Below are 23,587 nucleotides of genomic sequence, written 5' to 3'. Positions count from 1 at the left end.
TTATAAATAGACAGTCATGTAGGAAAAAAATTTCAATAATCGTTTGTCATATCCATTGGTTGTTTCGCTTTTAGCATTTAACGCACCTAATTTAATACGGCGAGGTAGAGCGACATGCTTCTATTTCATCGGTGGTCGGTTTTTTTAAAAATTTAACGCTGTGGCTCTTTTCGTCAATTTTAACTATATCCATTGCGGCCATTTTTTTTAGCCAACCAAACATAGGTAAAAATTGCCACTTTTTTGCAAATGTATTGGCGTTGTTACAAATATCTTCGGTGTAATTTAAAGGTGGCGTAAACTTATCGTGGTACTGGTGCAATACCCAGTCATCAATGTAATTAAGCTTTATATTGCTTACTTTGCACTGCATTGCAAAGTCGGTGTCTTCTGCGCCGTAACCAATAAACTGCTCATCAAAACCATTAACTTTATTAAAGTCACGTTTGTTAATCACAAAAATTAAAGACCAAAAAGTTAAAAAATCTACCTCTTCGTTTATAGGTAAGTTTTTGCGTTTAGGGTGATCAACAGCTTCCTCCACTAATAATTCATAGTTACCGCTTTTGGGCACATACGGTAAATACTTTGCTTTAGCACTGACCACTAATCCGTGCGTAAGTTTAGCAAGTAAACTTTCAAAAAGTGTTGGGGAGCAAATGCAATCTACGTCTATAAATATAACGTCGTTTTGCTGCGCATTTTTAACCCCCGTGTTGCGCGCTTTAGCAAGGGGTAAGCCGTTTTCTTGTATGTACACATTTTTAGTCACAAAAGACGTGTTTGGGGTAACATTGTGGCTGTTTTTTTCATCCATCCACACCACCACCATATCAGATGGGCGAAGCGTGCTATTTTCTATACTATGGATAAGGTTAGCAAGCTGCTGGTGGCGGCCTTTTACAATAGTAACGATTGAAAAATTATGACTCAATTGCAACCTCCTTAACTAATTCTACAAACTCGCTGGTAAACTGTTCTGTAGCATTTATTATTTGTGTTTTACTTGTTCGGGTTTTTCTTACATTAACCAACGCAGCCTCTATTTGGGCATTGTTGTGCTGTAAAAACGCTGAAAAAGGCAAATGCACTGCGAGGTTATTTTTAGCTAACATGCGCGCTTTTTCATCTTGCTCTTGGTAGGGTCGGTTTTCGGGTATAACAATCAACTTTTTCCCCAGTGATAACAACTGTGATACTGCGTTATTGCCACCACTTGTTACAACCACATTTGCTGAAATCGCTTGATCTATATTGCTCACTTTGCCTTTGTAGGTTACTCCTTCAATGGCTTCACCTTGGCAACCAATAACCTCAACGTGTTCGGTGTACTTAATCAGTGTACGGGCAATTAATGCCGCGCTTTGGGCATCGGTCATTAGCAAAGTAATACAGCTGCCAAAATCTGTATTGGTGGCGCTTTCACAACCTGTGTATTTTGATATAAATCCTAAATAATGAGTTTTATTAAAATAGCTGTAGTGAGGTGTTTCTAGCTGCTTTGGGTACGGGGCATATAGTTTAGTCGCGCATTCGTAAGCAAACACTTGCGTGGGGTCGCCACTAATATCACCCGAATGGCGCTGCATTAAAACAGGTAAACCAATGCTTCTGGCCATAATAGTCAGTTCGGCCGATACATCACTAATAAATAGTACCGGTTTGTATTGCTGCGCCAATAGGTTAAAGGTTATGGAGCGTTCAAGTGGCGCTTCGCTATGTTCTATTCCTTCAAATGCAGTGTTATAGCTTCTTTGTACAGCGCTTTGGCCTGCCCATTTTGAAGGTAGCTTTTCAAAAATGCTCCGCTTACACACTTTATTCAAAGCAATTTTTACGTTTAAATCACCATAAAGCACCACTACGTTATAGCTATTTTGTAACTTAGTAATAAGTAACTCAGCACGTGTAATGTGGCCCGCGCCATGATGGTGAACATAAAAAAATACAGTCGGTAAATTTGGCTCATATAAGTGCTGCATATTCGGCCTCATAATTTGAAACAGTCACGTTAAAGTCGAAGTTTTTAGCAAAAGATTGGCACGCTTGCGGCGATACTTTGCCTAGCTTTTTAATGGCTGATACAGCTTCATCCACATTGTTTAGTGCAGTACACACGTTAGAAAATCGTAGTTCTTCTGGTATGGCTGTTTTAAAGCCTACAACAGGTATACCATGAGCAAGCGCTTCAATAGTGGTTAGGCCAAAAGGTTCATTCCACTTAGAGGTAGCTAAAAACAAACAAGATTTAGCAAGCTGTGTAAACAATTCATCGTGTTTTAAATGCCCAATATAATAAATGGAGTCTGTAAGTAGCGGTTCGACGTGAGCATTAAAGTATTCCCTATCCTCAACGGGGCCAGCTATGCATAATTTGCGCTGTAATTTTTGCGCTATTTTAATCGCCGATACTAGGTCTTTTTCGGCGTTAATACGTCCCATCCAAAATAAATCGTGGGTTTTATTAATTTTTTGCACACACTCACTTTTGGGTAGAGTAACGCCATTTGAAATCACTTTAATGGCACTACCTAGATGAGCCTCCCACTCTTTGCATAACCTGTTAGATACGGCAATATAGCGGTGATCGCTACGCGCTTTATGCAGCTTATGTATTAAGCCTAACTTTGGTGATACCGGGGCATGTAAAGTAATTACGCTTTTTATATTATGAAGTAATGCTACATCATAGAGTGCATGGTAGTAACTGTGGTAATGCACAACGTCGTAATACGAATTATCTATTAGCGCAAATTGGGCAGCCTGGTACAGCTTTTGGCCTTCTTCCTCTGTGGTTATGTTGTCTTTCATGCGCAGTGGGGATTCGTCTAACTGTAAAATGTTAAACTCGTTTTCTTCATCAGCATCTTTACACAACACATCAACAGTGTGGCCTTTTTTACACAACACATCAACAGTGTGGCCTTTTTTACACAATGCGTTAGCTAAATTAGCAACAAAGGCTTCTGTGCCCCCTTTAAAGGGCTGCCTTAAAGAGACTATTGGGCTTGCGACCATCAGTATTCTCATGCAATTCTCCCCAGTATATTGCTATATTCGCTACACATTTTTGCAATAGGAAAATTACGAGCGCTTTTAATTACATCGCTTTGATTTAGTGAGAATGAAGCTTCGAGCGCGGCGGCTAAACTATTTACATTATTGCCCTTAGCAAGCACGCCTGCGCCTTCACTGACTATTTCAGCAAATGCACCGCGATTAAACGACACCACAGGCGTACCTGTTGCCATAGCTTCTAAAGTAGAAAGCCCAAAAGGCTCATCCCATCGGGTGCCAAATACTGCAGCTTTGGCATGAGCCAATTGGTGTTTGATACTATGGTGATCAAGGTGCCCTAAATAGGTATCGCAGGGTTTTAGTAAAGGCCGCACTACGTCATCCATATAGTGTTGATCGGCTATGGGGCCGGCAAATTTAATAGCAATCCCCATTTGCTGAGCTGTAGATATTGCTATATCAATGCCCTTACTTGGTAATATTCGACCATACGTAAACACATAATCTTGCGGCTTTTTTGTTACCTGCCAGCGTTTAAGGTCTATACCATTGTAGGTCACTTCTACTTTATCGTTTATAAAAGGCTCCCACGCTTCTGCTAAAGAGTGCGACACTGCAGTAAAGTGTATAAATGGCGAGTAAGAAGCCAGCCCTACCACCGCTTTTAATTTTGAGTAAGGCGGTGTGTGCAACGTGGTTAACATAGGAATATTATTTTTACTGGCCCACAGTATGGGAATCGGGTTAAGGGAGTTGTTATGCACTACGTCAAACTGCTCTTTAGTTATATCGTCCATTACCTTGAGCATAAAATCGTTTTCAACTATATCGGGGTATTGTTGATATTGGCTGTTATCTATCGGGAACGATTTTAATTTACAGTCAACCTCACTGTCTGGGTGAGCATATAAAGTAACCTCATAAACTGATTGGTAGTATTCAACTAATGCGCCAGTAAAAGCTTCTAGCCCACCAGCATAGGGAGATTTAATAGGAAATCGGGGATGCGCTATTATTGCTAGTTTCATACAGCAAGCTCCTCGCGACCATGCGGTTTTTTATACAAAAGAACGAGTGGCACTTCCTTTTTGCTTTTTGTAGCAAACATCTTTTTCATTAGCTGCCAATCGCTGCTTGGGGCTGTTTCAAAAGGTAAAAACGCTAATAATGAATTCTTTTTAAATACCAGGGTTTCTATCGGTCTTTGATAAGTGTGCTCTACTTTTTTTGTATTATCAAAGTAATAGGGAGTAAAAACAAAGTCCTCTTCAAAGCCTTCGTTTATTAGTTTAAAAGTGTGCTTTTCATCAAATACATCGTCGTCAGTACGAAAAACAACAAAATCACTCAACGTTGTTTGCAGCCCCACGTTATAAGCCGTAAACCGACAGTTTAGTGTGTGATCAATATAAATAATGTTGGGGTCAATCGCCTTTAATCTTAGGCGTAAGTTATACCTTTGTTTGTACTTTTGTGTTGAGTTATCAACAATCGTGATGATGTAATTACTGGCGTATTTTTGTATTTCTTTAACGCGCTCTATAACACCTTCATTGCAGTGGTAAGTTACTAGCACGATGGCCGTTTTACAGTACCTTTTGCTTTTCATTGTTTTTCCTTAGCCATATTATTTAAAACCGCTTAAACAAGGGGATTAATTTCCATATCTATTACGCTAATAAATCAAACGCTAACTTTTGTATTCGTTAAAGTAAGCGCTTAGTTGTTTTAAGCGCAGCTCTAAGGCTAACTTTTCAGAGAGTTTCCAGTGGGGTAATTTTTTTAAACGTGATTTGGCTGCTTCTAATTCAGCCCCTACTTCGCTCGTGGATAAAATTTTCATTCGTTTCACCTCATCATTAATATGTAGTCCGTGGTGTTTATCAGCAATTAACAAGCCAAATAGGTACATATAAAAATAAACTTTATTTTTATAAATATCATGAGCTTAAATACAAAAACTGAGGTGAGGTATTACTACAAATGAGCATATAGGCATATATTTCAATAAAATATGAAAATAATTCACAAAGTCATTTGGCCTACAAATACTTTAATTTTTATATAAAGAGGAGGTAAAAGGAGGGAGTAAAATGCAGCTAGCGAGATTTTCCCACTAGCAAAGCATAGCTAATTAGCTGTTTTATTTTCTCAACGCTCACAGCACTTATGATTGAGGTGTAGTTTCAAAAGCAGGCACCTGGTGTAAATCGTTTAGCCATTTAAGCGTTGATTGCGACCAAATTTGTGCAGCTGGGGTAAATTCATCTCGCTGATCAACAGCACCTATACGCAGGCCGTACACTCTATCGGCCTTTGCTTCATTAGTTGCGTAAAGTGTAGTGCCGCACGTACCACAAAAGCCTTGCGCACGTTTATTGCCGCTCTGTGCTGTTTTAACATACTCTTTTGGCTCGCCTTTAGTAAAAACGACTGAGTTAGGCTCTGCAATTATGACTGCTCTAAATGGGCCGCTCGACATACGTTGGCAATCGCTACAATGGCAAACAAGTGCGTTGTTATTTTGAGACTTTGCTTGGTATTTAATTTCACCACAGTAACAGCTTCCAGTAATTTCCATTATTTAAATCCTTAATGCTTATGAAGATTGAATCGAGATATAAGACCGGCAATATCGATTCATTATTTTTAAAATATAAAAAACTGCTCGCCGGTTCATTTGTATGTTCGGTTAGATTTTTAATTTTTGAGAGTGATTTTTTAAAAGTTGAGCAAGTGCTAAAAACATGATCCGATGTTTTAAATAAAACAGCAATACCACGTTAAGCTAATAGCGTAACGTGGTGTGTTTAAGCTATCTTTTATGTGCGTTTAAATAATCAACAGCTAACAGGCTAAGCGCCTTAGTGCCTACTTTAAACGATGATTCGTCGGCATAAAAATAAGGTGAGTGATTACTAGCCACTGTATTTAAATCTTGCTCACTTGGTGTACCGCCTAAAAATACAAATACACTCGGCACTTCTAAAGCGTAAAACGAAAAATCTTCTGCGCCGGTTATTTTTCCCATTTCAACTACGTTTTCATTACCTGCTGCTTTTTTAAGGCTAGGTAACATTTGCGCAGTTAACTGTGGGTTATTAATCGTTACCGGATAACCTTCGTGAATGTGTACCTCTGCAGTAGCACCTGACGATTTAGCAATGTGCGTGGCTGTGGTTTTTATTTTTTCAAATATTTGTGCTCGGTTATCCATATCAAAGTTACGAATTGTGCCTACCATTTCGACTTCTTCAGGAATAATATTATTACGTACCCCACCCGCTATCTTACCAAACGAGACAATAGCAGGCTCTTTGGTAATGTTGATTTGGCGACTAACAATATGATTTACGCCTGTTACTATTTGCGCAGCTGCGGCAATGGGGTCAACCCCAGTCCACGGTGCAGAGCCGTGTGCCTGCTTGCCATGTACTGTTATTTCAAATCGGTCTGCACTGGCCATTGCAGGGCCACTTCTATAACCAATTTTACCGCTGTGCAAACTAGATGTTATATGTAACCCAAAAGCAGCCTCTGGTTTGTATTGTTTAAATATGCCTTCTTTAAGCATTAGCTCAGCGCCACCCTCTTCCCCCTCTGGTGCGCCTTCTTCTGCAGGTTGAAATACAAACATAATATTACCGTGTAGCTCATCTTTCATGTTTGCAAGCACTTGTGCAGCGCCCATTAGCATAGCCACGTGCGTGTCGTGCCCACAAGCATGCATTATGCCTACATCTACACCACGGTAATTAGTGGTTTTAGTTGATTTAAAATCAACATCGGCTTTTTCAGTAACGGGCAGCGCATCCATATCTGCGCGTAGCATTACTGTTGGGCCAGGCTTTGCACCTTTTAATAGCCCCACAACGCCTGTATAAGCAATCCCTGTTTGTACTTCCATACCCAGCGACTTTAAGTGCTTAGCGACAATACCTGCTGTGCGGGTTTCGCGATTTCCAAGCTCAGGGTTTTGATGAAAATCACGTCTCCAATCAATAACCTGTTGCTCAACCTTTTCCACTTGCTGATCAATGTTTGCATTGGCATAAAATGCACTAAGGGCAGCAAAGCCCAGCGCTACTGAAATTAGTGATTTTTTCATCCTGTGTGTCCTTATTATATTTATTGGTTTTATAATATTGATGAGCACGAGCCCTTATGTATTATTAAGAACATAATTAGTTCGCTCTATAACCACTATTACTGAAGGCTCTACAATAATCAATCCCATTTAAGTTAGATGCCCAACTATGGGGGGCTTTATCTATTTTTAGTGTAAAGATTTAGCGCTAATTAAACCTACCATTTTTGCTTTTGTTGATTTAAAAATGGCATTGAATAGTCAACCAACGCACGTTAAGTGAGTTTTAATAAGCGCGGTGGTGGATAGAAGAAGCTGGAGAGTAATAGGCTTGGTACATAATTGCTATTCAGATTATAAAATAAGAATAGCAATGTAAGACCTCCTAATGTTGGAGGTAATTATTTATAAGCATTCGCATTTTTAATGCTGTCAAAATCGTTAAAGCGCACGTTGTGCTGCGCCACTACTTTAAGTATTTTTTTACTTAGCATTTGGCGTAAATAAAACGGCTGATTTGGCACAAAATGATGGATGGTATGCGTTTTACCAAAGTTAAAACAAAATAAGTGAAACGGCATGAATAAACGACTCGTTAGTACATGAGTTTGTTCAAGCATGTTATTAACGCCACCATAGTAATGCATGCTTGAGGTAACAAAATTAAGCGAACTTGAACGAATAATATTAGGCACAATGAGCACAACCATTAAAAACTCAAACACATTCATTATGCTTAGTACCCAGCTAGGCGAATTTAGCGAAAGTGGTATAAATAAATCAACAATATGGAATAAAATAACGCTATATAAAATAGCGAAATACGCAGTTGTTACCGGAAATCCTGCATTAAAAACACTCGAAAAACTAAAGCCATTAATTTCTTTTCTAAAACGTTTAGTAGAAATAATTAGCCCTAATAACCCATCTACAATAACTAGCGCACGTAAAAATGGATTTTTAATACCGTTTCCCACCAAGCGTTCTTCTAGGTCTTGTTGTGTGCCTGAGGTTTTGTGGTGGTGTAAATGCATTTTACGTCGGTACCATGGGCTAATAGTATTTGGCCGCATTAACCATACTACTAACATCATAGAATTATGCATGAAAGGCTGATTGCTAAAGTATTGTTTATGTATAAGGTCGTGCTCTAACTCATGGGAAATAGACGCAGCAATAGCCGCAAGTACTATACATACCCAAGCAGGTATTAAGGCTAAATAATATAAAGCACCAACACCAATTAATGCGCTAAGCGACAGCAATAAAATAATTAACCCTAAGGTATTTTGATGTGCAAGTAATGGGTATTTTTGACGAAGTGATGCTTCCTCTGCCTTAATAGCTTTAACAATCGATTGAATGTTCTGTTTGGCACTTAATTGGATCATAATTAATGTCTTAAAAGCCTTGTTGTACAAATAATACCTGAATTAAACGCAAAATCGGCATAAAGCAGGAATAACTATTATAATACGATTCACTATTATCAATAGTTCAATTGCTCATTTATTCAATCGCATGACAATTTAATAGCACTCATAACCCAAAATATTCGCTTTATATATCAGCCCAAAAAGACTTAAAAAATTTGCCGGTGGAGTCTCCTTGCTATAAACGATTAATTATCAATCAGTTGTTATTACAAACAAAAGAAAATGCTTGCCGCCCCCTCTTTTGTTTGTATAATGCGGATACAGAATAAGAGGTATATAAGTATCCTTTTTATTTTAAGTGGTTTTTCTTTATCTTTTTATGCTTAAAAGATTAAAGAAAAATTATGCCAGCGTGATGAAATTGGTAGACATGGGGGATTCAAAATCCCCTTCCGAAAGGAGTGCCGGTTCGAGTCCGGCCGCTGGTACCACTTTTTGAACCTCAGCTAATTATTGGCTGAGGTTTTTTTATGCCTAAAATTTAACTAGTAATCTATACCAACTCACTTTACTAAGTGAGCTACTTTTAGGTAAGAAAACCGTGTCGATAACAAGGCAAAACCTAGTTAAGTTGAAGCAAAAGCCACAAGCCTTCCATTAAAGCCATCAACGTAAGTAGAAAGCTACATAAATCTAATTAGCATGTGAGTTATGCGTCTTGCTCTTGATTTGTTATATTCCCAATTCGATTATTTAACTCTTCGTCACTAACATCTTCTTTGTGTGTACCAATGATCCATATATGACCAAATGGGTCTTGTAGCGTGCCGGTCCTATCACCATAAAACTGATCATGTACGGGTCTTATTTCTGTTGCACCAAGCTCAATTGCTTTTTTAAACACGGTATCAACATCTTCAACATAAAGCATAAGGCTTAGCGCTGTACCACCGAGCTCTTTTGGGTTTTTTAAATGCTCTTCAGAACCATTATCTGAAAGCATAATATGCGAATCACCAATTATTATTTCTGCATGTGCTATTCCACCATCAGGTAAAGGCATCTGCATTACGTGTTCAGCACTAAATGCGTCACAATAAAAATCTATCGCTTTTTGTGCGTCATTCATAATTAAATAAGGTGTAACTGAATGAAACCCTTTTGGTATTGCTGAGACTGCCATAATATTCTCCTTTACTTACGCGGTGATTTTTAATATTTAATTAACTAAATATGCGTTTAATTGCCCCTAAATTTAAGCTTAGCTCATACAAAAAATTGCGTTACTTTTCGAGGTTTAAACGCTTATGCCAAGCAGCAATACTTTCATCAGGGTATTCTTCAAACTGCTTGTCACCTTCATTAATGGGCGCATTTACCCAATTTTCTTTACTACCAAGCATTAAATGAGTGCGCTCTGGCGGTATGGGTAACTCACTATCTATTGCACCTGCAAAGGGGTGAACTTGCTCAGGCCAACGTGCATCGTATAACCACAAGTTAGCACTACAATGCTTACAAAAATGACGCTCTGCAGGGCTGATTTTATCGCCTATTTTTGCATGATAAATAGTTATGTGTTCACGCCCTGTAACCTCAAGCGTGCTGTATTGCGCGTTTAAATTAATAACAAACCCGCCACTCCCTGCGGTTTTACGGCATATAGAGCAGTAACATAAATTGTAAGGATAAGGGTGTTTTGAGTTGACCTTAAATACCACTTTGCCACAGTGACAAGCGCCATTAAGCTTCATAATATATCCAATTTTATTGTTGGCTTGAACTAATACCTTAACTAGGTGAGCTAAAAAAAACCACAACAATTACATGTTGTGGTTTTTTTGATTATTGAGCTTACTAACGTTCCCAATATCTTAAATTACGCAATGTATTTATAAATTTATCGGCTGAATGTGCCTCTAAATCTATCCAACCATCATCTACTTTTCCATCAAGGCCTGCCGCTTTAAATAAAGGCTTAGCCTCATTTGTAAAGCCTATAAATTTCATATGTGCGTACGCATCACTTACAAAGTCTTTAGCTTCTGCTATGGCAGCTAGTTTTTCAGCTCCATCTTCGGTGGTGAGTACAAGTACCGCATCGTATAAAACCGATGGACCACCATTAATAACCTGATCAGCTTTAAAGTGCTTACCTTTACTGCATTTAGCACCGCCAACTTGCGGGGCAATAATTTCAAAGTTTGCACCTTCACTTTTAAGTGCATTGGTAACCGATTCAAAAATTTCTGCATTAAAGCCATCACTTACTAAAATACCTAATTTACGGCCTTTGAAGGTGTTGGGCGCATTTTTCAAAATACTTAACGCATCTGATACAGGTAAGTCTTTACGTGTTGGCATTGCAGCTTCAGCTGGAGCTGGCATTTCTTGCAAGCCAAGACCTTCGGCAACTTTATTTGCGAGGGTTTCGTCAATATTTAACAAGTGCGATACCAAACGTTCTCGTATTGGCAAATGCTCAACTTTAGACAGCTCAAACACGTACGCAGATTGAATATGCGCCTGCTCTACCTCTGTTTGACTTAAATAAAATTGACGAGCTTGACTGTAATGATCGCTGAATGTTTCTGAGCGATAACGCAGTTTATCACCGCCACTTACCTCAGGTTCGCTTGAGCTTTTAAAGCCATGTACTGGGCATTCGCGCGGGTTGTTTTCGCCTGCGTTCCATGAGTTTGGCTCATAATTAACACGCCCTTTTGGATTGTGCATTGCCATGTGGCCATCTTGCTGAAAATGACGCATCGGGCATTTAGGCGCATTGACCGGAATATGCGTAAAGTTAGGACCACCTAAACGCTTGGTTTGAGTATCTAAGTATGAAAAGTTACGACCTTGCAGTAGCGGGTCGGGAGTAAAGTCGAGCCCCGGTACAATGTTTTGAGTACAAAATGCTACTTGCTCTGTTTCTGCAAAAAAGTTGTCTACAACACGGTCAAGCACCATACGGCCAACAATTTGCACTGGTACTTGCTCTTCAGGTATAAGCTTGGTGGCATCAAAAACATCAAATTCAAATTCATCAGCAAATTGCTGATCAAACACCTGTACACCTAGCTCCCACTCAGGGAAGTCGCCGTTACCAATAGATTCCCACATGTCTCTGCGATGAAAATCAGGGTCCGCGCCGTTTAGCTTAAGTGCTTCGTTCCATACTACAGATTGCATGCCGCCTTTTGGCTTCCAATGAAATTTAACAAATTTCTCATCACCTTTGGCATTAATAAATTTAAAGGTATGAACGCCAAAACCTTCCATAAAGCGTAAAGAGCGTGGAATAGCTCTATCAGACATTGCCCACATAACCATGTGCATTGACTCAGGCGATAAGCTCACAAAATCCCAAAAGTTATCATGTGCTGTTTGCGCTTGCGGAAAACCTCGGTCGGGCTCGGCTTTAGCTGAATGAACTAAGTCAGGAAACTTCATCGCATCTTGAATAAAGAATACCGGTATATTGTTACCGACTAAATCCCAGTTTCCTTCTTGGGTATAAAATTTTACCGCAAAACCACGTACATCACGTGCTAAATCTGGAGACCCTTTATTACCTGCAACTGTAGAGAAACGAGTAAATACTGGGGTTTTTTCACCTTTTCGCTGAAAAATATCTGCACAGGTTAAATCTTCAAGCGTGTCGTAAGTTTCAAAGTATCCGTGTGCACCATAGCCTCTGGCGTGCACTACACGCTCAGGAATGCGTTCGTGATCAAAGTGAAAAATTTTCTCGCGCATTATGTGATCTTCTAATAATCCGGGGCCACGTTTGCCCGCACGTAATGAGTTTTGATCGTCACTTACAGGGCAGCCCTGCGCGGTGGTCATGGTAGGGTGTTCATCCGATGCCTTTTGATGCAATTCGCCGCCATGCCCTTTATTACCTGAGTATTTAAATGATTCAGCCATGTTTAGTCCTTCATACAGTTTGATTTAATGGGTCAATAGTTTTTATGAGCTTTAAAGCTAAAAGCGACTATGCAAATGCAAAATAAAGACCAGCCATCCAACCTAGCAAAAAAGGGCTGTACAGATAATAATGTAGTATTTGAGATGATTTATAAAAGAAAAGGTTACACAGGTATGTAACTTTTTCACACAAAAAAAGAGCACTTAAAAGTGCTCTTAGGTTTATATATTTTTAAATTTAATTAATCTTTGCTTTCGTTAACTAAAATAACTTTACGATGTGGGAAAGGTATTTCAATGTTGTTTTCATCAAGTGCTTTTTTAATTAACTCTGGCACCGTGTAAAGAATATCGAAGTAATGCTCGCCCTTACAAAATGGCCTTACTAAAAAGTCTACTGAGCTGCTGTTAAGTGTTTCTACTTCAACAAAAGGCGCTGGATCTTTTAGTATGTGTGGGTGCGCTGCAAGTACGCCATCTATAACTTTACGTACAGCCGTTGTATCTTCACCGTAAGCAACACCAAAATGCATATCCACACCACGAATTGGATGATGTGAATGGTTTATAATTTGCGCGCCCCAAATTTGACTATTTGGTATAATAACCTGTTGGTTATCGAACGTTTGTAAAATAGTAGTAAACATATCTACTTCTGTTACTTTACCAAAACGCCCTGCAGCCTCAATAAAGTCATTCACTTTATAAGGTCTAAATATTAGCAACATAACGCCTGCGGCAAGGTTCGACATTGCACCTTGTAACGCCAAGCCTATAGCAAGTCCCGCAGCACCGAGTAAAGCAATAATAGAGGCTGTTTGTACACCAAAGCGATTTAACACAGCAATAATAACGAACGCTAATATTATGTAGCGAGCCATGCTGCCTAAAAAGCGAAAAAGCGTATCGTCAAGATGAGTGTATTTATGACACAAGCCAATAATTAAATTGCGTACTTTGCCCGCTAACCATAAGCCCGCAAGTAAAATTGCAATTGCTAGTAATATGTTGGTTGCCCACGTAATTGCAGCGGGTAAATATTGATTAATATCAATGTTGTTTATTATGTCTTCCATTGTTTTTCCTGTTTTTAAAGCTTTTAACTAATTTTAGCTAGTTTTGCTATATCAAGCGCAACAGTTTAACAAAAAATTAACCAAAGTACGGATATAGGTTCAGTTTTACATGTATAAGCACTTTGAAGGATGGATTTCTTAACTACTGCTTTTAAAACTATGGATTAATAAAATATAATTTTAAGCCCTATTTAGCGCCAATTTTTAATTAAAGATTATACTCAGTAATATCTTGCTATAACGCAGTTTGGCTCATATAGTCAGCAAATTATCTCACCTTATTTTGAACATCTTTGTTTATGAAATCTTCTGCTCCTGCTAGTGATTTTGGTACTTTATTAGGTTATGCACCTGGTAATGTTGCTGTTTACTCATCTGATTATGATACGGCTGATGAAAGCATTTATCCTAATCGTAGTGCCTATCGTAGTTACCTAGACGGTATTTACATGGGCTATAAATGGCAATGCGTTGAATTTGCCCGTAGATGGATGTACCTCAATCATGGTTATATTTTTGATGACATAGCTATGGCTTACGATATTTTTGAGCTGCGTTCAGTGCGCGATGTAAATAGCCAAAACAGATTGCCACTAAACGCGTTTAAAAATGGTGCTAAACATCACCCTCAAGTAGGTAGTTTACTTATATGGGAAGAAGGCGGCGAGTTTGAAGAAACAGGCCATGTTGCTGTCATTGTTGAAGTGCATGAAGATAAAATACGTCTTGCTGAGCAAAATGTAGGGCATCAAATATGGCCAACAAATCAAAACTGGTGCCGTGAACTAAAAGCAAAAGTAACTAAAGATGGCGACTATTGGATTGAGTGCTCTTACAGCGACGCCACTATTTTAGGTTGGATGACACAAACTGATGAAACAGAATATGCTGAGCCAACGTTTGAGCTAAACACTGACTTATTTACTATAGAAGCCCATAAAGCAGCAGATACAGGCCAAGCAAACAAGTCATGGTTAAATATTGCGAATGACGATGAAGCTGCCTACGTAGAAATGATGCAAGGCCATAAACTTACATCCTTAGATGAAGATCAGCATAATTACTTTGCAATATCTCAAACGGCGCAGCAAAGCATTGAGCATGCAACAAATGAGCTGCATGGTTTATTTATGCATGCAACCGACTATGTACTGCAGCACCCTGAGTTATTAAAAAAGTTTAATTTACCCGATGTTGTACTTAATAAAATTCGCCAATCGTGGGATAACCGCTTAAACCAATTAATTACCAGTCGGTTTGACTTTGCCTTAACAACAGCAGGTTTAAAAGTTTACGAATACAATTGCGATTCGGCATCGTGTTACATGGAAAGCGGCAAAGTTCAGGGTAAATGGGCAAAACACTTTAGTGTTAAAACAGGTGTAGATGCAGGCCAAAATTTATTTAAAGATCTCGTAAAAGCATGGCGTAAAAGTGAGGTAAAAGGTCTTGTTCATATTCTGCAAGATGATGAACCAGAAGAACATTACCACGCATTATTTATGAAAGAAGCTATTGAAGCCGCAGGCTTTGAATGTAAGCTAGTAATTGGCTTAAGCACACTTCGCTGGAATGAGTCAGGCAACATAGTAGATGAAGACGGCGCACAACTGAGTTACGTGTGGAAAACGTGGTCGTGGGAAACCGCACTTGATCAAATTCGTAAAGAATGCGAAGCCGACCAATCATTAGGTGATAACTTTGAACCACAATTCAAAGCTGGTGAAACGCCACGCTTAGTCGATGTATTACTGCGTAAAAATGTCATGGTGTTTGAACCGCTGTGGACATTAATTCCTAGTAACAAGGCTATTTTGCCAATACTGTGGAGCTTATTCCCTAATCATGAATATTTACTTAATACCGCGTTTGAGCTTAACGACGAGTTATTACAAACCGGATATGTAGTTAAACCAATAGTGGGACGCTGTGGCGCTAATATTCAACTTGTTGATGAACAGCAGCAAGTTATAGAAAAGACAATGGGGCACTTTGCCGAGCAAGACCAAATATACCAACAGCTATTTGCATTGCCTAAAGTAGATGATTACTTCGTACAAATATGTAGTTTTACAGCCGCCGGTAAATACTCCGGTGGTGGCGTGCGTGTTGATAAAAGCATGATCATAAACGGCCATAGCGATTGTATGGCGCTGCGTATTAAATAATAAACAATACTAAGCCCGCAATTTGCTGCGGGCTTAAGTTTGTGTAGCCCTTCCCTCTTTTAAGTTTTATAGCTATCTCAAGCGAGTTACTCCTGATAGAGTAAATTTATTAAACACCACTAATTAAGGTATTTCATGGCGAATCAATTTAATGTACTCGGCACACGCTTAAAACTATGTTGCGGTAATGGTGGCTACACACGTGAAGGGTTTTGTTATGTACCAGAATCAGATCTTGGCAATCACAGTGTGTGTGCAATTATGACTGATGAGTTTTTACAATTTTCAAAATCACAAGGTAACGATTTAATAAGCCCGAACCCTCTTTACGATTTTGAAGGTTTAAAAGCCGGTGATAAATGGTGCTTGTGTGCGCTAAGATGGCTTCATGCTATTTCAGCAAACGTTGCGCCACCGGTGGTACTTGAAGCTACAAATAAAAAATCATTAGAAATAGTGCCGCTCGATGTTTTAAAAGCGCACGAATATAAAGCCAACGTTTAAATACACCTAAAAGTAACTAGATCGAAGTCTGCATATTTTACAAATATATGCAGGCTTTTCAAAAATCCAATCACCCCTCCAGCCTCTAAAACCTTAAATAAAAACATAACCCCATGTTTTTAAATGATTTTTAAAAGAAATCAACTTACGGCATAACAGTTGCTTTATTAAGTTTAAGTCACGCTCATCACGCAACATATTATATGAGCAACACATTACTTAATGTAGGAGAAATTATGAGTAACAATAACGAATCAAACAAAACAACTAAATTTACCGCGCCAGGTATGAGTGACGAATCAGCCCAAAAAACAATAGCTACGCTAGATAACCGCATGGTTGCATTGATAGATTTACAGCTTACTTTAAAGCATATTCACTGGAACGTAGTGGGACCTAACTTTATTGGCGTACATGAAATGATAGACCCGCAAGTAGACATTGTACGCGAAATGACAGATACAATTGCAGAGCGAATTGCGACACTTGGTGCAGTACCTGTTGGCACACCAAAATCAATTGTAGATCGCCGTACTTGGGACGAATACTCTGTAGGCAAAGGCCTAGTCACCGATCATTTGGCTGCGCTTGATAAAGTATATAACGGCGTTAATGCCGATCACCGTAAAGCGATTGAGACTCTTTCTGAGCTAGATCCGGTCTCTGAAGATATGATCACCAGCCAACTAGCCGATTTAGAGCAATTTCAGTGGTTCATACGAGCACATTTAGAATCATCTACAGGCGAATTACAGAGCTAATACATCTAAAGTAAGAAAGCCCAGCATTATTATGCTGGGCTTTTTTTTGCGTAAAAATCTATTTATCGCTACCTAGTGTATCGCCCCCACCCCAGCTAGTACAAAATCAATATAAAAACAATAGAAAATTGGTATTACCAAAATAATTTTTAATTATTTTAACCTCTCCACTATTTCGCAAATTTATAAATCATTTAGAACTTTTAATGGTCGCTCTTCCAAGTCAATATCACTTAAAAAGTAAACTAAACACGTATAAAAGTACGCATAAAATTTAAAAATAGTACTAACAAATGTATTAAATAGTACAAATAACATATAAAAATGCCTTTGGTAAAGATACTTCAATAAAATTCATTCAAAATACAAAAAATAAAAACACACTATAAGCCTTTAAATTTATTAAATATAAGCAAAATAAAAGAGGTTTTTGTAATACACATTGTGAAATTTTGGTAAACAAAGGTTGTAAATAAAGTTGAATTGGATTAATTTCAACCATACCACCTGTATGACACACTACAGGAAATAAACAGTTAAATTGGTTAACCAAACCAAGTAACAACACACACACAATGACGCAAGTCGTACCCAAACGGGAGAGATACATGAAACTCAATCAAATTACTTCAACATTAATTAATAAACATAAAAGAAGTAACTCTACAGCAATCAGTGCCGCAGCCCTTTTATTAATGGCTTCTTCAAATATTGCAGCGCAAGAGGCTCCGGCAGCTTCAGAAACGGCAGCTGCAGACATTGAAGTTATTGAAGTAAAAGGCATGCTAGGTAGTATGAAAGCCGCCGCTATGCTTAAGCGTACTGACGGACGTATTGTAGATGCAATTGTTGCTGAAGACATTGGTAAGTTACCTGATAATAATATTGCAGAAGCACTGCAACGAATTACTGGCGTATCTATTAATACCGATTTTGGTGTGGGTGACAGTGTTTCTATTCGTGGCTTACCTCAAAACCGTGTTGAATTAAATGGTCGCTCTACTATTGGTGACTCTCGTGACGGCATTAGCTTGCAAGATTACCCATCAAGCTTCTTAAAAACAGTAGAAGTAGTTAAGTCTCCTACTGCCGATATGATTGAGGGTGCATTAGGCGGAACAGTTAGTTTAAAGACAGTTCGCCCATTAGAGTTAGATAAACTAACTGGCGCAGTTTCATTAGATGGCGAATACGCTGATAAAACAGAAAATGTAGCTCCTATTTTTAGTGGTTCAATTGGTAACAACTGGGACTTTGATGAAATGGGTACCTTTGGTGCCATTGCTATGTTTTCATTCCAAGATCGCGAAATTCGCCAAGATGAAACATCTAGCCGTGTTAAACCTCAAGATATCGAAATTAATGGCCAAGAAGGTAATACACCTAGTGGCAACGCTATCGTAAGAGACGAGCACAGTGTTGAACAATATGTAGAACAACGTAAACGAACTGCTGTAAATTTATCTCTTCAATGGGCACCACAATCAGGTAATGGCATGGTGTATCTTGATTTAAGCGGCACAAAGCGCTCAGGTGAACAAGCTGGTAACTCTATTTTAGGTGTCGCAGGTTCACTATCAACAGATGCAAATACAACTCAAGATGCTAACGGCGTAAATAATTACACGTTAACAAACGAATTTGGTATTCCTAAAACATACAGTGACTTTCGTGAAACTGACTCGTTTTCAAATGCACTTGGTGCAGAGTGGAACCTTACTGACAGCATCAAAATCTCTGGTGAAATTGCGGTAGCATCATCAGAAAGCGTAAGACCTGATTCTGAATTTACACTTCGCCCAATCGAAAAATCAACATTTGAAGCAAGTGGCGGAACTCAGCTAACAAATCATTTATATGATGGTGCATTCTCTCAAGATGGTAATAAATTACCAAGCATCATTCATTCAGATCCTAATGCATTTACTGACCCACAAAACTTAGCACTTCGTACGTTTAAAAGTGAAGATAGAAGAACAGACAATGACGAAACAGCTATTCGTTTTGATGTTGAAATGTTTGAGCCACTCAGCAGCTTAAGCTGGGTATCTAAAGTAAAAGCGGGTGTACGTGTTACTAACCGCGATTACGAATATGAGCAATACAAAGTAGAAATTAAAGACATTTATAAAAATGCATTTAACGACTCAGACGGTTCGTTAGCCACTTTATGGGTTGATGACTACAACGCTGCTTTTTCAAATAGCTTTACAACAGTTAGCCACGACAACTCTTTTGACCAACTAGGTCATTCGGGACAAAACGACCTACTAACCTTTTTAAGCTACAACGGTTTATCTAACCCGGCCAATACTTACGCCCAACTTCAGCAGTTACTTGCAGGTACTAACTTAGCGTCAACAGGTAGTCTTTCAGATAACCAAGAGTTCCAAGAAAGCGCATACCGTAACGTAGTTGAAGATACAGCTGCCGTGTATATATCAGCCTACTTAGACTTTGATAACATCACTGCAATTGTGGGTGGTCGTTATGTAACTACAGATTTAGAATCAAGCGTATTTCTTAATGGTGAAAAAGTAACTGGCGACAATGACTACAGCGACTTTTTACCAAGCTTAAACGTAACGTATAACTACTCAGACGAAACATTATTCCGCTTTGCTGCTGCAAAAGTTATGCGCCGCGCTGACTTTAGCGAACTAAGCCCTGCATTTGACGTTAATAACGACATTACAGGTGCAACGCAAGGCTCTATTGATTTAGAACCATATCGTGCAACGCAATACGACTTATCTGTAGAGCATTACTTTGACCAAGGTAACGTAATTTCTTTCGCAGTATTTTATAAAGATGTTGAATCTTTCTTAAGTAACGAAAGTAGCTGTGTGGCGGCATCAAGCACTTCAACAGGCCAAAACGTAACTCAATGGAACCAAGTATGTCAGCTTGACGTTGCAGGTGTTTCACAAGATAACCTAGTTTACTCGGATGCAACTGACTTCCCAGTAGATGCTGATGGCTTTAACCATGTAGCAGGCTTACGTGACGCAGGACTAACGGGTATCGATACTGTTAAAAATGTAAACGGTGAAAACGGCTCAGTACAAGGCTTTGAAGTTGGTTATCAACAGTTCTTTACAGACCTACCTGGCGCATTTTCTGGCTTAGGCATTAACGCAAACTACACATACGCAGACAGCGAGCAACCAAACGGTAACCCGTTATTAGATATTTCTAAAAATACGTATAACTTACAAGTATTTTGGGAATACGAAGGTTTCTCTACTCGTCTAGCTTATAACTACCGTGACAGTTTCTTAGATACTGAAAACGAGAAACGTGTAGAAAATATTAACTCAGACGGCAGTATTTCAGCAGAAGGTACTGTTTACGGTAATAACTACCGTGACGACAGAGGCCAGTTAGACTTCTCTGCAAGCTGGGATATTAACGAAAACGTGACCTTAGTAGGTAATGCAACGAACTTAACGGGTGAGCCTTCTATTTACCTATCTGAACTAGGTGGTGCTTGGAAGTACACTGAAGCGGATCGCCGTTACAGCTTTGGTATTCGCGCTAAATTTTAATTTTCCCTAAAAACTAAAGCCTGCTTTTATGCAGGCTTTTTTACGTCTATAAAAAAGTGGCACTTGTGTTAAAACATCTCACAATTTTTATAACTAAATATTTATTTAAAGCAATAAAATTATCATTGAATAATACTTCAAACTAAAATTTAGATACCGCGTAAACAATATCAACCTCCTGCACTTCACTTTTAGCGCACAAACTAAGCACCATACATTGCACTAAAAACCAGCAACCTTGCAGCTTGGTTATAAAATGTCTAGTATTCTAAAGCCGTACTTATAATTGGTACGAAAAAAGGATTAACAATGTTTCTAAAATACATAACAACAATATCAATCACATTATCATTACTATTATTAACAGCATGCGGCTCTGGGGGAAGTAAAACAAAAGAGGCTGAAAGCATTGAAATACCACAATCAAAAGCGGTTATTAATAACAGTCCCTTAAGTGACTACAAAATAATTATCTATGGTAATAGCCATAGTTCACAGTTAGGGGGCTTATTAGAAATAATTATTACAAGCCAGTTACCTAGCACTTCAGTCAAAATAACGACTGTTAGTGGTCGATTTTTAGATGAAATAGTCGCAGTAGATGCAAATGTCGATAAATTAAAAAGTGATAACTGGAGTCATGCAATTTTTCAAGGCCAAAAGTACTCACAATCAGGTTCGACTGACTACCCTACAAGCGCAACTGAGCGATTAATCTCGAACGCAAAAGAGCATAAAATTACACCTATTTTATTTCCAGAGCATCCTCAAAAAGGGGATCCCGCAGAAGCAAAGCAGGTTTACGACCTCCATTTAGCAATCAGTCAAAAACAACCTAGCTGCATAGCGCCTGTTGGCTTTGTATGGAATCGAGTATTAGAAATAATGCCTAGTATAAACCTTCATAGTGCCGACGGTAATCATGCATCCTATGCTGGGAATGTCCTTACAGCGATGACTTTTTATCAAATCATTACCTCTGAATTAACAGACACAATGCCATTTATTCCTGCTATAGATTTAACACAGCAAGAACAAGCCTTATTTGGACAAGTAGTAACAGAGGTGCTTGAGTTATATCCGGCATGTGGTGCTAAATAATCTTAAAAATTTAAAACTAGATTTTAGATTTAGTGATTTCCTGAGGTGCTCAATATCAGTACATTAATACTACGCACATAAGCTGATTAAAAGACACCTCAGGAAAATTCAATTTTCACTTTTTTGCCAAATTATAAATTTAATATCTTGATAAATAATCACCTGCAATTTATTAAAATAACCGTCGTCCTAGCTATACTTATTTGAATATTAAATTTACTATCAAAACGTTGTAACTATTAGCAGGAAAACTAAAGTGCTGTCGCGTTTATATAATTTTATGCCCGGTTTAAATACATTGCTGCACTATGAACGCCAATGGTTTGCTGATGATGTAAGGGCCGCGCTATCAGTAGCTGCAGTGGCTTTACCTGTTGCCATTGCTTACGCACAACTAACCGGTGTTAACGCCGCCGTAGGGTTATATTCTTGCATACTGCCAATGATGCTATATGCACTTTTTGGTACTTCAAAACAATTAATAGTCGGCCCTGATGCCGCAACCTGCGCCGTTATTGCCGCTGTAGTAACACCTCTTGCTGCAGGTGACAGCTTTAAGCATTGGCAACTTGTTGTCACCATGACCGCTATGACCGGCTTTTGGTGCTTTATAGCCAGTAAATTTAAGTTAGGTGTATTAGCCGACTTTTTATCTAAACCTATTTTAATGGGCTTACTAAACGGCGTAGCCATCACTATTATTGTTGGTCAATTTTCTAAAGTATTTGGTTTTACTTTTGATGAGCGCTACTTACTTGAACGCCTCGGTGGTGTGCCCACATACCTAGCGCAAACACACGTTCCCACCTTATTAATGACTTTGTTTACACTGGCGGTCTATTTTGCCATGAAACGGATAAAGCCCACGTGGCCTGCATCTATGTTTGCTATTACCTTTGGTGCGCTTTTGGTATGGATTTTTGATTTAAAACAATTTGATATAAAAACCATTGGCACCGTAACTGGCGGGCTCCCCGTTTTTAATACCCCTGTTTTTGATTTAGGGATTATTCGTGAGCTGGTGGTACCCGCACTTAACTTAGCCATCGTGAGCTTTGTTAGTATGATGCTAACTGCCCGCAGCTTTGCTGCTAAAAATGGCTACGACATAGACGCCGATAAAGAATTTAGAGCGTTGGGTATTGCCAATATAGCGTCAGCTCTATCGCAAGGTTTTGCAGTCAGTGGCGCCGACTCACGCACCGCAGTTAACGATGCAACCGGTGGTAAAACACAGTTAGTATCAATAATTGCAGCAGCTATTATTGCGCTCATAGCTGTATTTTTAACAGCCCCACTTGAATTTATTCCAAGCGCAGCGCTAGGTGTTGTACTTATTATTGCCTCTGTACACTTACTCGATTTAAAAGCTGTTTGGCAATTAAAACGAAAAGACAAACACGCATTTTATCTCGCCTCAGCCACCTTACTTGCGGTGTTATTTATTGGCGTTATACCAGGGATCACACTTGCTGTATTACTGGGGTTATTTCAATTTATTCGCACTGTTATGCGCCCAACAGACAACATATTAGGCGTAGATGTTAACGGTGTAGTAAGAAGTTTAGACGCCACAGATAAAGCAAAAGCAGTGCAAGGTGTGTTCATCTATCGCTTTAATTCACCTTTAACTTACTTTAATGCCAGCTACTTTAAACGCAGATTACTTGAGCAATACGCAAGGCAAAAAGACGATACACAATGTGTAATAATTGACGCTGTGCCCTGCTTTACTCATTTAGATTTAAGCGTAATGGCCATGCTTGCAGATCTCGACGTTATATTTAAAAAGCGTGATATAAGGCTTGAGCTTGCAGGTAGAAAACGTCAGTTACTTTTGTGGTTTGATATTGCAGGAATGAAGTCAGGAAAAGAAGGTATATATATTCACTCAGACTTATACATCGCCCTAAAAAGAAATAGCGTAAGGCAGCACACGCAAGAGGTTAGCTTGTTTGAGTCAGACGAAAACAAAGAACTGCTCACACAGCAATAAAATACAATAAGCAGATCAGCTA

Annotated in this window: 19 protein-coding genes and 1 tRNA gene; 7 read left to right on the top strand and 13 right to left on the bottom strand. The window is 38.8% G+C overall.

All coding sequences use genetic code 11. The features are described 5' to 3' along the window. Nucleotides 1-91 precede the first annotated feature (91 nt). The 9 genes from H5122_RS06855 to H5122_RS06815 all read right to left on the bottom strand — a co-directional run bounded on the left by H5122_RS06855 (nucleotide 92) and on the right by H5122_RS06815 (nucleotide 8,496). Entirely contained in the window at nucleotides 92-934 is an 843-nt protein-coding gene (locus H5122_RS06855) for a glycosyltransferase family 2 protein (protein ID WP_182673302.1), read from the bottom strand. Next, nucleotides 924-1,982, bottom strand: a complete 1,059-nt coding sequence (locus H5122_RS06850) for a glycosyltransferase (protein WP_182681764.1) — start codon at nucleotides 1,980-1,982, stop codon at nucleotides 924-926. Before H5122_RS06850 ends, H5122_RS06855 begins: the two co-directional genes overlap by 11 nt. Beyond that, nucleotides 1,966-3,030: a glycosyltransferase gene (locus tag H5122_RS06845; RefSeq protein WP_182681763.1), complete on the bottom strand. Its 1,065-nt coding sequence runs from the start codon at nucleotides 3,028-3,030 to the stop codon at nucleotides 1,966-1,968. The genes H5122_RS06850 and H5122_RS06845 overlap by 17 nt, the downstream gene beginning before the upstream one ends. After that, the gene (locus H5122_RS06840; protein WP_182681762.1) at nucleotides 3,027-4,046 is read right to left on the bottom strand and encodes a glycosyltransferase; all 1,020 of its coding nucleotides are present in this window, start codon (nucleotides 4,044-4,046) and stop codon (nucleotides 3,027-3,029) included. The genes H5122_RS06845 and H5122_RS06840 overlap by 4 nt, the downstream gene beginning before the upstream one ends. Beyond that, the gene (locus tag H5122_RS06835; RefSeq protein ID WP_182672954.1) at nucleotides 4,043-4,627 is read right to left on the bottom strand and encodes a glycosyltransferase; all 585 of its coding nucleotides are present in this window, start codon (nucleotides 4,625-4,627) and stop codon (nucleotides 4,043-4,045) included. The genes H5122_RS06840 and H5122_RS06835 overlap by 4 nt, the downstream gene beginning before the upstream one ends. An 81-nt stretch (nucleotides 4,628-4,708) precedes the next feature. After that, entirely contained in the window at nucleotides 4,709-4,861 is a 153-nt protein-coding gene (locus H5122_RS06830) for a hypothetical protein (RefSeq protein WP_182681761.1), read from the bottom strand. Between the two features lie 324 nt (nucleotides 4,862-5,185). After that, nucleotides 5,186-5,599 (bottom strand): GFA family protein, encoded by a 414-nt coding sequence (locus H5122_RS06825; protein WP_182672953.1) that lies wholly within the window; start codon nucleotides 5,597-5,599, stop codon nucleotides 5,186-5,188. A gap of 234 nt (nucleotides 5,600-5,833) precedes the next feature. Beyond that, on the bottom strand, nucleotides 5,834-7,126 hold the full coding sequence (locus H5122_RS06820) for an amidohydrolase (protein WP_182681760.1): 1,293 nt from the start codon (nucleotides 7,124-7,126) through the stop codon (nucleotides 5,834-5,836). A gap of 380 nt (nucleotides 7,127-7,506) precedes the next feature. Then, nucleotides 7,507-8,496 carry a fatty acid desaturase gene (locus H5122_RS06815; RefSeq protein WP_182681759.1) on the bottom strand — a complete coding sequence of 330 codons (990 nt, stop codon included), beginning with the start codon at nucleotides 8,494-8,496 and terminating at the stop codon, nucleotides 7,507-7,509. A gap of 391 nt (nucleotides 8,497-8,887) precedes the next feature. Here H5122_RS06815 and H5122_RS06810 point away from each other — a divergent pair. Further along, nucleotides 8,888-8,972, top strand: a tRNA-Leu gene (locus tag H5122_RS06810). Between the two features lie 218 nt (nucleotides 8,973-9,190). On the opposite strand, the gene H5122_RS06805 is transcribed toward H5122_RS06810, so the two are convergent. The 4 genes from H5122_RS06805 to H5122_RS06790 form a co-directional block, all read right to left on the bottom strand. Then, complete coding sequence (locus H5122_RS06805) at nucleotides 9,191-9,664, bottom strand: VOC family protein (RefSeq protein ID WP_182673298.1); 474 nt, start codon at nucleotides 9,662-9,664, stop codon at nucleotides 9,191-9,193. A gap of 100 nt (nucleotides 9,665-9,764) precedes the next feature. Further along, a complete protein-coding gene (locus tag H5122_RS06800) occupies nucleotides 9,765-10,235 on the bottom strand; it encodes a GFA family protein (RefSeq protein WP_182681758.1) in 471 nt (156 codons plus the stop codon). 103 nt (nucleotides 10,236-10,338) lie between these two features. Next, on the bottom strand, nucleotides 10,339-12,411 hold the full coding sequence (locus H5122_RS06795) for a catalase (RefSeq protein ID WP_182681757.1): 2,073 nt from the start codon (nucleotides 12,409-12,411) through the stop codon (nucleotides 10,339-10,341). Between the two features lie 242 nt (nucleotides 12,412-12,653). Then, nucleotides 12,654-13,487: a mechanosensitive ion channel family protein gene (locus H5122_RS06790; protein ID WP_182681756.1), complete on the bottom strand. Its 834-nt coding sequence runs from the start codon at nucleotides 13,485-13,487 to the stop codon at nucleotides 12,654-12,656. A gap of 299 nt (nucleotides 13,488-13,786) precedes the next feature. On the opposite strand from H5122_RS06790, the gene gss reads away from it, so the two are divergent. The 6 genes from gss (at nucleotide 13,787) to H5122_RS06760 (ending at nucleotide 23,565) form a co-directional block, all read left to right on the top strand. Beyond that, on the top strand, nucleotides 13,787-15,655 hold the full coding sequence (gss, locus tag H5122_RS06785) for a bifunctional glutathionylspermidine amidase/synthase (RefSeq protein ID WP_182681755.1): 1,869 nt from the start codon (nucleotides 13,787-13,789) through the stop codon (nucleotides 15,653-15,655). A gap of 135 nt (nucleotides 15,656-15,790) precedes the next feature. Further along, entirely contained in the window at nucleotides 15,791-16,159 is a 369-nt protein-coding gene (locus H5122_RS06780) for a DUF2237 family protein (protein WP_182673294.1), read from the top strand. A gap of 236 nt (nucleotides 16,160-16,395) precedes the next feature. Further along, complete coding sequence (dps, locus tag H5122_RS06775; protein ID WP_182681754.1) at nucleotides 16,396-16,920, top strand: DNA starvation/stationary phase protection protein Dps; 525 nt, start codon at nucleotides 16,396-16,398, stop codon at nucleotides 16,918-16,920. 608 nt (nucleotides 16,921-17,528) lie between these two features. Then, the gene (locus H5122_RS06770; RefSeq protein ID WP_182681753.1) at nucleotides 17,529-20,468 is read left to right on the top strand and encodes a TonB-dependent receptor; all 2,940 of its coding nucleotides are present in this window, start codon (nucleotides 17,529-17,531) and stop codon (nucleotides 20,466-20,468) included. 309 nt (nucleotides 20,469-20,777) lie between these two features. Continuing rightward, nucleotides 20,778-21,569: a hypothetical protein gene (locus H5122_RS06765; protein WP_182681752.1), complete on the top strand. Its 792-nt coding sequence runs from the start codon at nucleotides 20,778-20,780 to the stop codon at nucleotides 21,567-21,569. A gap of 256 nt (nucleotides 21,570-21,825) precedes the next feature. Next, nucleotides 21,826-23,565, top strand: coding sequence for a SulP family inorganic anion transporter (locus H5122_RS06760; RefSeq protein WP_182681751.1), 1,740 nt, complete (start codon nucleotides 21,826-21,828; stop codon nucleotides 23,563-23,565). The last annotated feature ends 22 nt before the right edge of the window (nucleotides 23,566-23,587 follow it).

Origin of the sequence: Pseudoalteromonas sp. SG43-8, from assembly GCF_014164245.1 — a bacterium.
Classification (GTDB): domain Bacteria; phylum Pseudomonadota; class Gammaproteobacteria; order Enterobacterales; family Alteromonadaceae; genus Pseudoalteromonas; species Pseudoalteromonas distincta.
This window is presented reverse-complemented; position numbering and strand designations above follow the sequence as displayed.